Consider the following 13,314-nt stretch of genomic DNA (forward strand, 5'->3'; position numbering starts at 1 on the left):
GTCAAAGCGTCGGCTACGCCTGCCGTCGAGGAAGATCAGGAGCGAGATGACCCCCGCACACCCCGAGGACCGTACCGGCGTCGTCATCGTCGGCAGCGTCACAGCCGATGTGACCACCTTCTCCGGGCGTCTGCCCGCCAGGGGCGAGACGATTCTCGGGGACGAGTTCACGCTCATGCTGGGCGGCAAGGGCGCGAACCAGGCTGTCGCCGCCGGGCGCTCCGGTGCGCGCACGAGCTTCGTCGGCTGCGTCGGAGACGACCTGTTCCACGACCTGGTCGTCGACGGGCTGACCGCGGCCGGCGTCGACCTCGCGCACCTGCGCACGGTTCCCGGCCCGACAGGCGTGGCGCACATCCGCGTCGACTCGTCGGCGCAGAACGACATCGTCATGGTTCCGCTCGCCAATGCCGCCCTCAGCGCCGCGCAGATCGACGAGGCGCTCGCAGCCCTCGCCCCCACGACCTCGGTGCTGCTCACCCAGCTCGAGACGCCCTCCGCGCTCACCGCCCACATCACCGCGCGCGGTCGCGAGCACGGCATGACCGTGATCCTCGATCCCGCCCCGGCCGCCGAGCTCGACGCCGAGATCTGGCGGAGCATCGACATCGTCACCCCCAACGAGACCGAGGCGACGCTGATCAGCGGTATCGAGGTGACGGATGCCGCGTCGGCCGAGCAGGCCGGACGCTGGTTCCTCGCCCAGGGGGTCGGCGCCGCCGTGATCACCCTCGCGGGCCAGGGCTCGTGCGTCGTGACGGCCGAGGGCGCATCCGTGATCCCGCCGTTCCCCGTGGATGCGGTCGACACGACCGCGGCGGGAGACGCCTACGCCGGCTATCTCGGCGCGGCGCTCGCGAGCGGCAGCACCCTGGCGGATGCCGTGCGCCTGGCCACCGCGGCCGGCGCGCTGACGGTCACGAAGCAGGGGGCATCGCCGAGCCTTCCGCACCGCGCCGACGTCGACGCGTTCCTGGCGGAGCGCAGCTCAGCGCACGCCCCCGCACCCGTCGCGAGCTGAACCTGCGAACCGAGCATCCGGAGAACCGAGGAGACACATGCGCAAGACGGCCACCACGATCAATCCCGCGCTCTCCCGCGTGATCAGCGAGACCGGGCACACCGATCTGATCGTCGTCACCGACGCAGGCCTGCCCATCCCCCCGGGATCCGAGCGCATCGACCTGGCGTATCGCCCGGGTGCTCCCGCCTTCCTCGACGTGCTCGACACCGTGCTCGCCGAGCTGGTGGTCGAGGGGGCGACGGTCTCGGCCGAGGTCGCCGAGAAGAGCCCGGAGGTGCTGGCCGCACTGCGCGAGCGGTTCGCCGGCATGGGGTTCGAGATCGACCTCGTGCCGCATGTGGAGTTCAAGAAGCTCAGTCACGGCGCACGGGCGTTCGTGCGGTCCGGCGAGTTCACCCCCTACGCGAACGTGATCCTGCACGCGGGGGTGGCGTACTGATGGCCATCGTCGACGACGCGATCGACCGGCACTCCGCCGCGCCCATGTACGACCAGCTGCGCCAGCTGATCATCGACGGCATCGCCCGCGACGGTCTGCAGCCCGGCGACCCGCTGCCCGGCGAGCACCGCCTGTGCGAGCGCTACGGCATCTCGCGCACCGTCGTGCGCCAGGCGCTCGCCCAGCTGGAGCACGAGGGGCTCGTCGAACGGGTGAAGGGCAAGGGCACGTTCGTCTCCCGTCCCCGCACGAGCGAGAGCCTGGTGCACACGCTGGTCGGCCTCTACGACGACGTCGAGCGCCGTGGCGGCCACGTGCACAGCGATGTGCTGCGGCACGAGCAGACGGCAGCCGATGACGAGGTCGCGCTCGCCCTCGAGGTGCCCGTCGGCTCCCCTGTCGTCGTGCTCGAGCGTCTGCGCCACGTCGACGGCGAACCGTGGTCGCTCTCGACGACCTGGATGCCCGAGGCCGTCGGATCCGTCACCCTCGGCAACGACCTCACAGAGGGCTCGCTGTACAGACTCCTCGCCGAGAACGACATCGTCGCGACGCACGGTGTGCGCTCGGCGGAGGCGACCGTGGCCACGCACGAGCAGGCTCAGCACCTGGGCGTGAGCGCCGGTTCGGCACTGCTGCGTCTACGCAGCGTCAGCCGCAGCGCCGACGGCACGCCCATCGAGTACTTCATCGCGTATCACCGCGGCGACCGTTCGCGTTTCGAGTTCCAGCTGCAGCAGGAGCAGTCTCAGGCATCGCTCCTGCACGTCGACGGCGACGGCGGGGCCTCCCCGGCCGGAACGGTCGGCTGAGGAGACCCTGTCGGCGGCACCGCGCCGGGTGTACCGTCACCGCATGATCACCGACGATCCCACCCTCACCGACCCCGACCACTACCGCACGCTCTGGGAGAACGAGCACGTCCGCGTGCTCGACTACACCGATGAGCCCGGCGACAAGACGACGCCGCACGATCATCCGAACAGCGTTCTGGTCACCCTCAGCGATTTCTCCCGCCGCCTCAGCCTGGGCGACCGCACCTTCGACACCGTCCTCGCCGCGGGACAGGCCGTGTGGTTGCCCGCGCAGCGTCATTCCGGCGAGAACACCGGAACGACGCCGACGCACACCATCCTCATCGAGCTCAAGGGCGATGCGGCAGGCGAGCCGACCTCCACCCACCTCGGCCCCGAGCGTCCCGCCGCCGCGTGATCGACCAGGGTGCCCGGCCGAGTGGCAGGTAGTGTCGAGGGCATGAGCGACTGGACCAGCACCGCGATCGCCCTGCTGGAAGCCGATGCCAACCGCAGCGCCGACACGCACCTGCACCTCTTCCCGCTGCCGCCCGAGTGGGGCATCGACCTGTACCTCAAGGACGAGTCCGTGCACCCGACGGGCTCCCTCAAGCACCGCCTCGCGCGTTCGCTGATCCTCTACGGCCTGGTCAACGGACGCATCCGCGAAGACACCACGCTCGTCGAGTCGTCGAGCGGATCGACCGCCGTGTCCGAGGCGTACTTCGCCCGCATGCTCGGGTTGCCGTTCATCACGGTCGTGCCCCGTTCGACCGTGCAGGAGAAGATCGACCTCATCGAGTTCTACGGCGGGACCTGCCACTTCGTCGACCGTGCGGAGGACATGTCGCCCGAGGCCCAACGTCTGGCCTCCGACTGCACCGGCCACTACCTCGACCAGTTCACGTTCGCCGAGCGCGCGACCGACTGGCGCGGCAACAACAACATCGCCGAGAGCGTGTTCAGCCAGCTCGCTCAGGAGCGGCATCCGATCCCCACCTGGATCGTCACGGGTGCCGGAACCGGCGGCACGAGCGCGACGTTCGGCCGGTACGTGAAGTATCGCCGACATGACACGAAGGTCGCGGTCGTCGACCCCGAGGGCTCGGCCTTCTACGACGGCTGGGCAGGGACCGTGGATCCGCCGGCCGGGCGCCCGAGCCGCATCGAGGGCATCGGCCGCCCCCGGGTCGAGGCCTCGTTCGTGCCGACCGTGATCGACGAGATGATCCAGGTGCCGGATGCCGGGTCGATCGCCGCGATCCGCCTGCTGCGCGAGCGCACCCTGCACTGGGCCGGCGGCTCGACCGGCACCAACCTCTACGGTGCGTTCCAGCTCATCGCCCGGATGCGGGCCGCGGGCGAGACCGGCAGCGTCGTGACCCTGATCTGCGACAGCGGCGTCCGCTACGCCGGCACCTACTACTCCGACGAGTGGGTCGCCACCCAGGGCTGGGACCTCGCCCCGCACCGCGCGCGCCTCGAAGGATTTCTGGAGTCCGGGGTCTGGGGGGACTGAGGGCTGCGGGCTACGCTGGCCGCAGAGCCCTACTGCACGGGTCTGCTCACCGTCACAATCACTGGGGAATCCTCATCAGACTCCGGTGCGACGAGGACGAAGCGAACTGTCTCGGCATGCTGAGGTGAGTGGAGTATTTGCTCAAGTCGCCGGGTTGCGGGAGCCGGCGATTTTTTGACGACCGCCTCGTCGATGCCAAGCCACCCCGATTCCAAGCGCGGAAAGACTACGAGCACGGCAGGCTCGCAGTCGACGCGAAGAAGAACAGCATCGTCCTCGAGCAGCCACGATCCTTCCAGCCTTTTCGAGGCTCCCCGGAACTGTTGCGCCTGTTCTTTGCTGATGAACACGCGCAACGCACGAAGTTGGAAAGGCAGCCGCACGAGCGCCCACCCTTGCCCCGGAACGATGCGAGCATTCCGATGCCTACGGCGCAGGGCCACCAACCTGCCGCAAGCCTCGATGAGTGTCCATAGTGGGCGGTCGGATCGCACACCACGGCCGCCGGAAACACGATTCCCACTCAGTCCTTCGAGCGCGGCCAACATCTCGTCGTCGATGTCGCCCTCATGAACTGCGGTAGCCAAGCGACAGACGTCCAGGCGAGACTGGCTCTGCCTCTGCGATAGCTCGATGTCGGCAAAGGCCTGATACAGGCTGCCGACTAGGTCATGGTGAAACGGCACGTCTCCGAGAAACCGATGTGTCAGTACCGCCAACCAGGCATTAATCAGGACGTCGGCGACTTCCTCGATCCCGAAGGCGCCGTCAGCAGCGCTCCTCGTTTCTTCCACCGCACGCGTCGCAGCTTCGAAGCGTCCGAGATAGACGAGGGTTTCCACACGCAGCGCCAACGCAGCACGCCTGAGAAAGTCGGGCGCCGTCGAGTCCGCGATGACTCTCTCGATACGCACGAGCGCGTCGCCGTCCCGCTCAGCAAGATCGAGAAGCTCGCGCGCGGCCCTGATGTCCTCGAACGCAGGGTGGCCGGCGCGGGAGAGCTGCCGTTCTAAGGCGCTGTAGGCGACGTCGATCAGTGTCCTGTGCGAAGGATCCTCCCGCGGATTTCGCCTGAGGAGATTGAGCACGGTCTCGAGCTGATACAAGACCGCTGTGCGATCCGACTCGGCGTCATCGACGGGCCACTGATCGAGCATCAGCACGCATTTCGATACGGCGTCGAGAATCTCCGGAGTCGGTCGTTCCAGCGTCGCCAAGTTAGACGCAATGGCAGCGTGAATCTTCGCTCGCAGTACGGGCGCGTGCTGACCCAGCGTGTTCAACACGTGAAGCTCGAGCTCGAAGTACTCGAGGCTAATCTCGGGCTGATTCAGCGCGCTCCACAGCACCGCCAGATTTCCCGCGAGGAGCGTGCCATACATCGACGCATAGCCCGATTCCAGGAGCCATCTCAGCGCAGATGTCGCTGAAGGCGCGACAAGTTCTGCATCCGCCCGAGCCCGCTCGTCGATCGCGCGAGTGACGTGCCCGTATGCAGACTCGATGACGCTGCGGAGCACCTCAGCGCGTCTGCGCACCGAGTGCCGCGCACGGACCACATGGAGCACGACTTCGTTGACTCGGAAGGTGCTCTGCAGAGATCGCGATTGTGCATCCATCCTCCGAGAGGCAAGCGAGAACTCGGCCAAAGCGAAGGCGACCGCGTCCACCACGGCGTCTGGATCGTCCTGAAGCTCCTCGTCCAGCAGATCGACAGCTGCGGTCACTGCGAGGTTCGCATGGGCGCTTCGCCCTGGGAGATAGGCCATCGTTTCCATGGTCGCGCTCGCCACGCCGTGCCGCCGGCTTCCCGGACCGGGCGATGACTTCGCTCTCGACTCCAGACCCTCGAGGGCAACCACAACGGCGCGGAGGAGCGTGCTGTGAGTCTTGTATCCCTCCGGCATCAGCACCTCTTCATCGATGATCTTGCTCATCAAGAGACTCACGTACTGAGGGGCGAACTCGATCCCCCGCCCGGAGGCGCTCAGGTACGCGCAAGCTAGATCGAGGGTGAGGGGCCAATCATCCAGATCCGCCGAAAGCTGACTCGCCTTCCTCCGCCAATCGGCGCTCGGCGCCGAAACCCCCATTCGCATCTCTAACAAGGCAATGGAATCGGTACGAGCGAGATGTGGTACCCCATGCGCCCGCCACCCGGACCACGCAACGGCGTTGGTCGACGTCGCGACGATATCCACGTGTCCGACCAGAGGACGCCACGGCTGAACTTCCTTCGCCGAGGCCGCATTGTCGAACACCAGCAGCCAAGTGTCCGAACTGGCAGCGAAGAGGTCTCGGAAGGATGCCGCGAGCTCAGCGCCGTCCGTTCTCTCGTCGCCGATCCCCTCGGCCTGCTCTGACTCGCCGAGGATTCGCCGGACCGACTGTCGAATCGTGCTCAGATCGTGAGCGTCGATCCACAGGATGTGGTCGTATGACGCAGCGCGATCTCTAGCGAAGGAGGCAGCGATAGTCGATTTTCCCGCCCCCGAGAAGCCTGTCAGAACCGCTCGTCGCGGCTGCCTCGTAGGCATTCCTCGCAGAGCCTCGTCCAGGAAAGCGCGAGCTTCGACACGGGGTATTGCTTCGATGTTGGGGATGGGTCCAGCCACAACACCCCAGTCATACGCGCCTCTAGCCTGCGCCACGACATGATCGGCGGGATAGAGCATCCGCTCGATCTGTTCGGCGGGAATCTCACAACCTGGGGTGGTCGCAGAACGCTCGAGCAGCCTCATCGCCACGCTGTAGACGAGGATCTCGGACGACTCCCGGCCGGTTCCCCAACCGAAGGAGTGGCGGAGCGCACGAATACGAGCGGCGAGAAACTCGAACGCATCGGGGAGTTGCCAGGCATCGACCACGACTTCGCATCGCGCGATGCGCCCGAGAACCTCGCTCGTGCTTTCGACGTTGAGAACGGCGCCCGCAGCCTCGAGAGCACCCTGTATCTCTCGCATGACGTCCGTCCCACCCAGAAGCTGCTGACGGGCAGCGTCCAGTGCAGCCCCGAGTTGCAGCAATGCTGATGCGACCGGGCGGTTAGTGCGAAAAGTGAATGTGGTGGAGGGCTCTCCTTGGACCATTCGTTCGAACACCCGAAGCGCTTCGGCGACGGTTACTCGGCGACCTGCAGAGCCAGAGACGCTCGACTTCGCTTGAACGACCCGAACGAACCTGCCCTCCTTGCGAAACGCGTAGTCGACGATGTCGTCGTCCGCACTCTCAAGGGACAAGGTCCAGTCACGCTCGCCCTGCTCCAAGAGACCGATGACCTCTTCCAGTACGGCAAGGTGCTGGTACCCAATCCCATACGCCGTCGCAGCCCCACCGCCCCTTCCCACCATGGTCTCAGTCCTCTGGAGGGCAGCAAAGGTTGGTCGTGAAGGCGTACGCACCGAGCCGCGCGGTGCAGCCCGCCGCCGACGGGCACGAGAGTCTCATTGCGCTCTTCCGTACCCTAAGGATCTGGGGATGCTCTGAATGCACATCGAACATGCGTCGACAGTATCGAACGGGCAGACAGAAGCAATCGCCAACTCTGCCAATACTTCCCCGTACGCTGGCCGCATGACTACTCTGATCCTCACCGTCGCGGGTGCAGACCGTCCTGGCCTCGTGGCCGCCGTCGCCGATGTCGTGGATGCGCACGGCGGCAACTGGGAGAACAGCTCACTGGCCGAGCTCGCCGGCACGTTCGCCGGCGTGATCGAGGTCTCGGTCGCGGATGACCGGGAGGCCGAGCTGTCGTCCGCACTGCGCGGCCTGCAGGGTCAGGGACTCCTCACGCTCGCCGTGCTCACCGGCACTCCGGATGCGGCTGCCGACGACGATCAGCTGCTCGAGATCCAGGTACTCGGCAACGACCGCCCCGGCATCGTGCGCGAGGTCTCCGGCGTGCTGAGTGCGCACGCCCTGAGCATCGAGGAGCTCGCCACCGAGACACGAGATGCCGCGATGGCCGGAGGGCGTCTGTTCGAAGCATCGGTCACCGCGAAGGTCCCCGCCTCCGTCGACCTCGACGCGCTGCGCACCGACCTCGAACGCATCGCCGCCGAGATCCAGGTCGACATCACCCTCGGCTGACCGGCCCGCAGGACGCGCGTCAGTCCTCGAGCCCCGAGTACCGCCGCACCCAGTACTCGGTGTAGGCGACGTGGGCGGAGGCTGCGGCACTCGCAGCGACCGGATCCGCCGCCGCCAGACCGCGCAGGATCGCGCGGTGCCCGGCATCGGAATGCACCTTGAGCTCGGCCGCATCCTCGGGGTCGGAGATGCGATACGCCCGCGACCGCGATCGCAGCACGTCGATCAGGCTGGTCAGCGCTTCGTTCCCCGCGACGCCGGAGATCGCCATGTGGAACTCGTGGTCGAGCCGCGACTGCGCCTCGAAGTCGGTGGTCGCCTCGATCTCGTCGAGCACGCGGTCCAGGGCCTCCACGGTCTCGTCGTCGATGCGGGCGGCGGCGAGCGCGGCCGCATGCGGTTCGAGCACGCGGCGGAGTTCGGTCAGTTCGAGCACGCCCGCCATCGGCAGCAGCCCGACCGTGAGCGACAGACTGCCGATCAGGTCGGCCGCGCGCAGCTCGCTGACGTAGCTGCCCGAGCCGTGACGGGTGTCGAGCACGCCGAGGGCGGCCAGCATCCGGATCGCTTCGCGGAGGGACCCGCGGGAGACGCCGAGACGTTCGCAGAGCTCGCCTTCGCTCGGCAGTCGGTCTCCGGGCCGCAGCGCACCGTCGGCGATCAGCGCCCGCAGCCCGTGCAACGCCGTGTCGAGTGCGCTCATCGTCATCCTCTCTGACACTCCCCCACCCCTCGTGAAGTCTGTCGGAACTCCCCTTCGCAGGAAACTCGTATGACAACTATGTTTCATCTTCACCTTTTCGTGGCAGTTTTCCACGGCATGTGGCAAAGTTGTGCAACAACTCGCCCGACTCATCGATGAGGACTGATGCCCACACCGCTGTTCCCCGCACCGCTCACGCTGAACTCCGGCATGCGAGCGCGCGACGCCTGGCCCCTCGACCCGGCGGTGATCCACCTCAATCACGGATCCTTCGGCGCGGTCCCGTCCGTCGTCGTCGAGCACCAGGACGCCCTGCGCCGCCGCGCGGACCTCAGCCCCGTCGAGTGGTTCCCGCGCATCGCCGAGCGCGTGCAGGCGGCCCGCGAGCGCACCGCCCCGTTCGTGGGCGCGCGCGCCGAGGACAGCGCCTTCGTGCCCAACGCCTCGGCCGCCGCGACCGTCGTCTACAACGCACTGCAGCTCGAAGCCGGCGACGAGATCCTGGTGACCGACCAGGGCTACGGCGCCATCACCATGGGAGCCGAGCGCCTCGCCCGCCGGTTCGGGGCGCGCGTGCGCACCGTCGCCCTGCCGCTGCTCTCCTCCGACGACGAGATCGTTCAGCTCTTCGCCGATGAGCTCACCCCCCGCACACGTCTGATCGTGGTCGACCAGATCACCTCCCCGACCGCCCGCGTGCTGCCCACCCGACGCATCGCCGATGCGGCAGCCGAGCGCGGCGTGCGCACGCTCGTCGACGGCGCCCACGCCCCCGGCCTCATCGCGGATGCGGCCACCGTCGCGGGTGGCGACTGGTGGTTCGGGAACATGCACAAATGGCCGTGCGCCCCGCGCGGCTCCGCCCTGCTGGTGACCTCCGCCGCCGACCGCGACGAGCTCTGGCCGCTCATCGACTCGTGGGCCGCGCGGGAGGCGTACCCCTCCCGTTTCGACACGCAGGGAACGATCGACGCCACCACGTACCTGGCCACCCCGACCGCGATCGACTTCATCGAGAGCGAGTTCGGCTGGGCCTCGGCACGCACGGCCATGGCGGAGATCGCCGACGCCGGCGCCGAGCTGATCGCCGAAGCCCTGCGCCCGTACGGTGACGAGGATCCGCTCACGCCACTCCCCTCTCCGGTGCCGTCGATGCGACTGGTGCGTCTTCCGCTCGGGCTCGGCGCGACCCGCGAAGAGGCCGACGGCCTGCGGATGGACCTGCTCGACGAGGTCGGCGTCGAGACGGCGTTCACGAGCTTCCGCGGGGTCGGCTACTTCCGGCTCTCGGCCCACCTCTACAACGAGGCCGCCGACTACGAGACCTTCGTCGAGCGCTGCGTGCCGCAGATCCTGAGCCGGGCCGGCATCCGTCCCGCCGACTCCCTCATCGTCCCCTGACCGCAACACCCACCCGACCGCAACACCCACCCCCACCCCACCGAGAGGCACATCGTGAAGAACAAGATCTTGACGACCGCAGCGGGATTCGGCACCGTCGCCGTCCTCGCTCTCACCGGCTGTTCCGCAAGCTCCGGCCCGTCCACCGACGGCACCGTCACCCTGCAGATGGTCGAGAGCCTGACCAACCCCGCCCGCACCGAGCTCCTGCGCGGGCTGCTCGACGACTTCGAGAAGGCGAACCCGAAGATCACGGTCAACCTCGTCTCGCCTCCCACCGAGCAGGCCGACGCGAAGATCCAGCAGATGCTGCAGTCCGGCAAGGGCGTCGACGTGCTGGAGGTGCGTGACATCACGGTCGGGCCGTTCGCGAACAACGGCTGGCTCTACGACCTGGGCCCCGACCTCGAGAAGTGGGACGGCTGGGACGCGCTGACCGACAACGCCCAGTCCGCTTCGGTCGCCGCCGACGGCAAGAGCTATTTCGTGCCCTACGGCTTCTACGGGCTGTCGCTGTTCTACCGCACCGACCTGGTGAAGGACGCGGGCTTCGACGGTCCGCCGCACAGCTGGAAGGACCTTCTGGAGCAGGCGAGCACGATCCAGGACCCGTCGAACAACATCTACGGCTACGCCTTCCGCGGCGGTCAGAACGCTAACAGCAACGTGGTCGCGGCGATCGAGGCGTACACGATCGACGGACTCGACGTCGACGACGCGTTCCTGATGGAGGACGGCTCGACGATCTTCGCCGCACCCGAGGCACAGGACGCCGTCGACGACTACTTCGATCTGTTCAAGGAAGCCTCCCCGCCCTCCGCGGTCTCGTGGGGCTACCCCGAGATGGTCGCCGGCTTCACGAACGGCACCACGGCGTTCCTGCTGCAGGACCCCGAGGTCATCGCGACCGTGCAGGACTCCTCGCTGACCGAGGACCAGTGGGACACCGCTCCCCTGCTCGTCGGCCCCTCGGGCAAGGCCGCGCAGCCACTCGCCGTCGCGGGCTGGGGCGTCGCCGAGAACAGCGAGAACAAGGAGGCGGCCGTCAAGCTCGTCGAGTTCCTGTCGTCCGCCGAGCCCGCCACGGAGTTCGCACAGGCCAACAGCCTGGTGCCGATCATCACGGCCGCCGCCGACGACGAGTTCTACTCGTCCGGCCCGTGGACCAGCTACGTCACCATGACCGAAGACCCGGAGACCTACGTCAACGTGCGCCAGCCGCGCGGGGTCAGCTGGTGGACCGAGTGGATCCAGAAGTCCGACCAGGACGTGCAGAACGTGCTGCTGGGCAACATGTCGACCAGCGACCTGCTGGCCTCGTGGGATGCGTTCTGGACCGAGAAGTACGCCGCGGAAAAGGGCTGACCTGTGGCCCGCACCGCTCAGAAGGGAGGCTCCGTCGGCACTGCTTCGCAGCAGACCGCCGCCGGGGCCTCCCCGGCATCCCGCCGACGCCCGTTCCGCGGCCGCCAGGCGTGGACGCTGCTGGCCTTCCTCGCGCCGGCGATCGTCTTCGTCTGCTGGTTCACCTACTGGCCGATGCTGCAGGGCGCGCGCATGGCCTTCCACGACTGGAACCTGTGGGACCTCACCTCGACGCCCTTCGTCGGCTTCGACAACTTCCTCGCGGTGTTCCGGGATCCTGCCTTCCCGACCGTGGCGTGGAACTCCGTGCTCTGGGTCGTCGGCTCGCTCGTGCCGCAGCTCGTGATCGGATTCCTGATCGCCCTGGCCCTGCGCAAGAGGTTCCGCTTCCGCGGCCTCTACCAGGCGCTCGTGTTCTTCCCGTGGGCGGTGTCGGGCTTCCTGATCGGCATGCTGTTCCGCTGGATGTTCAACGCGGAGTTCGGCGTGGTCAACGACCTGCTCATGAAGGCGGGGCTGATCGACGCCCCGCTCCCCTGGTTGGCTGATCCGAAGCTCGCGATGTTCGCGGTGATCGTCGCCAACGTCTGGTACGGCGTGACGTTCTTCGCGATCATGATCCTCGCGGCGCTGCAGTCGGTGCCCGACGAGATGCTGGAGGCGGCGAGCCTCGACGGCGCGGGCAAGTTCCGGCAGCTGTTCTCGATCATCATCCCGTACATCTCGATGACGCTGCTGCTGACGATCCTGCTGCGGGTGATCTGGATCTTCAACTTCCCCGACATCATCTACGCGATGACCAACGGCGGACCCGCCAACCAGACGCACATCATCACGACCTGGATGATCAACTACACCCAGCAGGGCAACTACGGCTTCGCGAGCGCGATCGGCCTCATCGTGATGGCGGTCCTGTTCGTGTTCTGCGCGTTCTACCTGATGGCGATGCGGAGAGTGCAGCGATGACCATGACAGACGCCTCGCGGACAGGTTCCTCGATCACCGAGACCCGGCGCATCACCGTCCCCGATCCGGCATCCGCCCCGCGACCGAAGCCGCGTGTCACGGTCGGCGGTGTCATCCGCGTCCTGGGTCTCGGACTCTGGCTCGTGATCACACTGTTCCCGCTGTACTGGATCGCGCTGACGTCGATCAAGTCGCCGGGGACGATCAACCGGTTCCCGATCGAGTACTGGCCGAGCGAGCCGTCGCTCGAGAACTACATCAGCCTCTTCCAGAAGAGCTCGTTCGGCGTCTTCCTCGGCAACTCCGCCCTGGTCGCGGTCGTCGGCGGTGCCGTGGCCACCCTCATCGCCCTGTTGAGCGCCTACGTGCTGGCCCGGTTCGAGTTCCGCGGCAAGGGGACGATCCTGATCGCGTTCCTGCTCACGCAGATGATTCCGGCGTTCATCGCGCTCGGCCCGCTGTATTCGATGATGACCGACCTGGGACTGGTCGACACCAAACCCGGCCTGATCCTCGTCTACATCGCGATCTGCATCCCGTTCTCGACCGTCATGCTCCGCGGCTTCTTCGAGAACGTGCCGGACGCGCTCGAAGAGGCGGCGATGATCGACGGATGCTCACGCCTCGGCGCTCTGTTCCGGGTGCTCGTCCCGGTGATGACCCCCGGCATCATCGCGGCGTTCATCTTCAACTTCGTCAACTGCTGGAACGAGCTGTTCCTGTCGGTCGTGCTCATGAACACCGACGCGAACCGCACCGTGCCGTCGGCGCTGAACGGCTTCATCTCGACGTTCAACATCGACTGGGGCTCCATGAGTGCCGCCGCGGTCCTGACGATCCTGCCGACCATGGCGATGTTCGCCCTCGCGAGTCGCTGGATCGTGCAGGGCCTGACCGCGGGTGCGGTCAAGGAATGACCGTCGCCGAGACCCACGCCCAACGTCGAGACCCACCCGCGCGTACGTCAGCGGGGGTGGGTCTCGACGTTACCGATGGGTCTCGGCGTCAGATCAG

The 13,314-nt window shown here is 67.2% G+C and carries 12 protein-coding genes; 10 read left to right on the top strand and 2 right to left on the bottom strand.

The annotated features are described in order from the left end of the window. Positions 1 to 46 precede the first annotated feature (46 nt). From MST3598_RS15755 to MST3598_RS15775, 5 genes are read left to right on the top strand one after another with little or no spacing between them, the layout of a single operon-like run. On the top strand, positions 47 to 1,021 hold the full coding sequence (locus tag MST3598_RS15755) for a ribokinase (protein ID WP_029258504.1): 975 nt from the start codon (positions 47 to 49) through the stop codon (positions 1,019 to 1,021). Between the two features lie 37 nt (positions 1,022 to 1,058). Then, entirely contained in the window at positions 1,059 to 1,463 is a 405-nt protein-coding gene (rbsD, locus tag MST3598_RS15760) for a D-ribose pyranase (protein WP_021198313.1), read from the top strand. Beyond that, positions 1,463 to 2,275, top strand: a complete 813-nt coding sequence (locus MST3598_RS15765; RefSeq protein WP_029258505.1) for a GntR family transcriptional regulator — start codon at positions 1,463 to 1,465, stop codon at positions 2,273 to 2,275. The genes rbsD and MST3598_RS15765 overlap by 1 nt, the downstream gene beginning before the upstream one ends. A gap of 43 nt (positions 2,276 to 2,318) precedes the next feature. After that, a complete protein-coding gene (locus MST3598_RS15770) occupies positions 2,319 to 2,675 on the top strand; it encodes a cupin domain-containing protein (RefSeq protein ID WP_029258506.1) in 357 nt (118 codons plus the stop codon). A 42-nt stretch (positions 2,676 to 2,717) separates the two neighbouring features. Next, positions 2,718 to 3,776, top strand: a complete 1,059-nt coding sequence (locus MST3598_RS15775; protein WP_029258507.1) for a PLP-dependent cysteine synthase family protein — start codon at positions 2,718 to 2,720, stop codon at positions 3,774 to 3,776. Between the two features lie 29 nt (positions 3,777 to 3,805). Here MST3598_RS15775 and MST3598_RS15780 read toward each other — a convergent pair whose 3' ends face one another. Further along, positions 3,806 to 7,126, bottom strand: a complete 3,321-nt coding sequence (locus tag MST3598_RS15780; RefSeq protein ID WP_029258508.1) for a hypothetical protein — start codon at positions 7,124 to 7,126, stop codon at positions 3,806 to 3,808. 223 nt (positions 7,127 to 7,349) lie between these two features. On the opposite strand from MST3598_RS15780, the gene MST3598_RS15785 reads away from it, so the two are divergent. Then, positions 7,350 to 7,865 (top strand): glycine cleavage system protein R, encoded by a 516-nt coding sequence (locus tag MST3598_RS15785; protein WP_029258509.1) that lies wholly within the window; start codon positions 7,350 to 7,352, stop codon positions 7,863 to 7,865. A gap of 19 nt (positions 7,866 to 7,884) precedes the next feature. On the opposite strand, the gene MST3598_RS15790 is transcribed toward MST3598_RS15785, so the two are convergent. Next, positions 7,885 to 8,568, bottom strand: a complete 684-nt coding sequence (locus MST3598_RS15790) for a FadR/GntR family transcriptional regulator (protein ID WP_021198307.1) — start codon at positions 8,566 to 8,568, stop codon at positions 7,885 to 7,887. A gap of 165 nt (positions 8,569 to 8,733) precedes the next feature. Between MST3598_RS15790 and MST3598_RS15795 the strand changes: the two genes are divergently transcribed. The 4 genes from MST3598_RS15795 to MST3598_RS15810 are packed head-to-tail and all read left to right on the top strand — an operon-like array spanning position 8,734 to position 13,217. Further along, on the top strand, positions 8,734 to 9,969 hold the full coding sequence (locus MST3598_RS15795) for an aminotransferase class V-fold PLP-dependent enzyme (RefSeq protein ID WP_029258510.1): 1,236 nt from the start codon (positions 8,734 to 8,736) through the stop codon (positions 9,967 to 9,969). A 54-nt stretch (positions 9,970 to 10,023) separates the two neighbouring features. Then, complete coding sequence (locus MST3598_RS15800) at positions 10,024 to 11,334, top strand: ABC transporter substrate-binding protein (protein ID WP_021198305.1); 1,311 nt, start codon at positions 10,024 to 10,026, stop codon at positions 11,332 to 11,334. A gap of 3 nt (positions 11,335 to 11,337) precedes the next feature. Further along, the gene (locus MST3598_RS15805) at positions 11,338 to 12,300 is read left to right on the top strand and encodes a carbohydrate ABC transporter permease (RefSeq protein ID WP_021198304.1); all 963 of its coding nucleotides are present in this window, start codon (positions 11,338 to 11,340) and stop codon (positions 12,298 to 12,300) included. Continuing rightward, a complete protein-coding gene (locus tag MST3598_RS15810) occupies positions 12,297 to 13,217 on the top strand; it encodes a carbohydrate ABC transporter permease (RefSeq protein ID WP_197024836.1) in 921 nt (306 codons plus the stop codon). Before MST3598_RS15805 ends, MST3598_RS15810 begins: the two co-directional genes overlap by 4 nt. Positions 13,218 to 13,314: the final 97 nt, after the last annotated feature.

Origin of the sequence: Microbacterium sp. TPU 3598 (assembly GCF_002356155.1) — a bacterium.
Lineage (GTDB): Bacteria > Actinomycetota > Actinomycetes > Actinomycetales > Microbacteriaceae > Microbacterium > Microbacterium maritypicum_A.

Bases quoted from the DNA above. Each gene is read 5' to 3' on its own strand.
- MST3598_RS15755 (WP_029258504.1), top strand. From the start codon at position 47: ATGACCCCCGCACACCCCGAGGACCGTACCGGCGTCGTCATCGTCGGC.
- rbsD (WP_021198313.1), top strand. From the start codon at position 1,059: ATGCGCAAGACGGCCACCACGATCAATCCCGCGCTCTCCCGCGTGATC.
- MST3598_RS15765 (WP_029258505.1), top strand. From the start codon at position 1,463: ATGGCCATCGTCGACGACGCGATCGACCGGCACTCCGCCGCGCCCATG.
- MST3598_RS15770 (WP_029258506.1), top strand. From the start codon at position 2,319: ATGATCACCGACGATCCCACCCTCACCGACCCCGACCACTACCGCACG.
- MST3598_RS15775 (WP_029258507.1), top strand. From the start codon at position 2,718: ATGAGCGACTGGACCAGCACCGCGATCGCCCTGCTGGAAGCCGATGCC.
- MST3598_RS15780 (WP_029258508.1), bottom strand. From the start codon at position 7,126: ATGGTGGGAAGGGGCGGTGGGGCTGCGACGGCGTATGGGATTGGGTAC.
- MST3598_RS15785 (WP_029258509.1), top strand. From the start codon at position 7,350: ATGACTACTCTGATCCTCACCGTCGCGGGTGCAGACCGTCCTGGCCTC.
- MST3598_RS15790 (WP_021198307.1), bottom strand. From the start codon at position 8,568: ATGAGCGCACTCGACACGGCGTTGCACGGGCTGCGGGCGCTGATCGCC.
- MST3598_RS15795 (WP_029258510.1), top strand. From the start codon at position 8,734: ATGCCCACACCGCTGTTCCCCGCACCGCTCACGCTGAACTCCGGCATG.
- MST3598_RS15810 (WP_197024836.1), top strand. From the start codon at position 12,297: ATGACCATGACAGACGCCTCGCGGACAGGTTCCTCGATCACCGAGACC.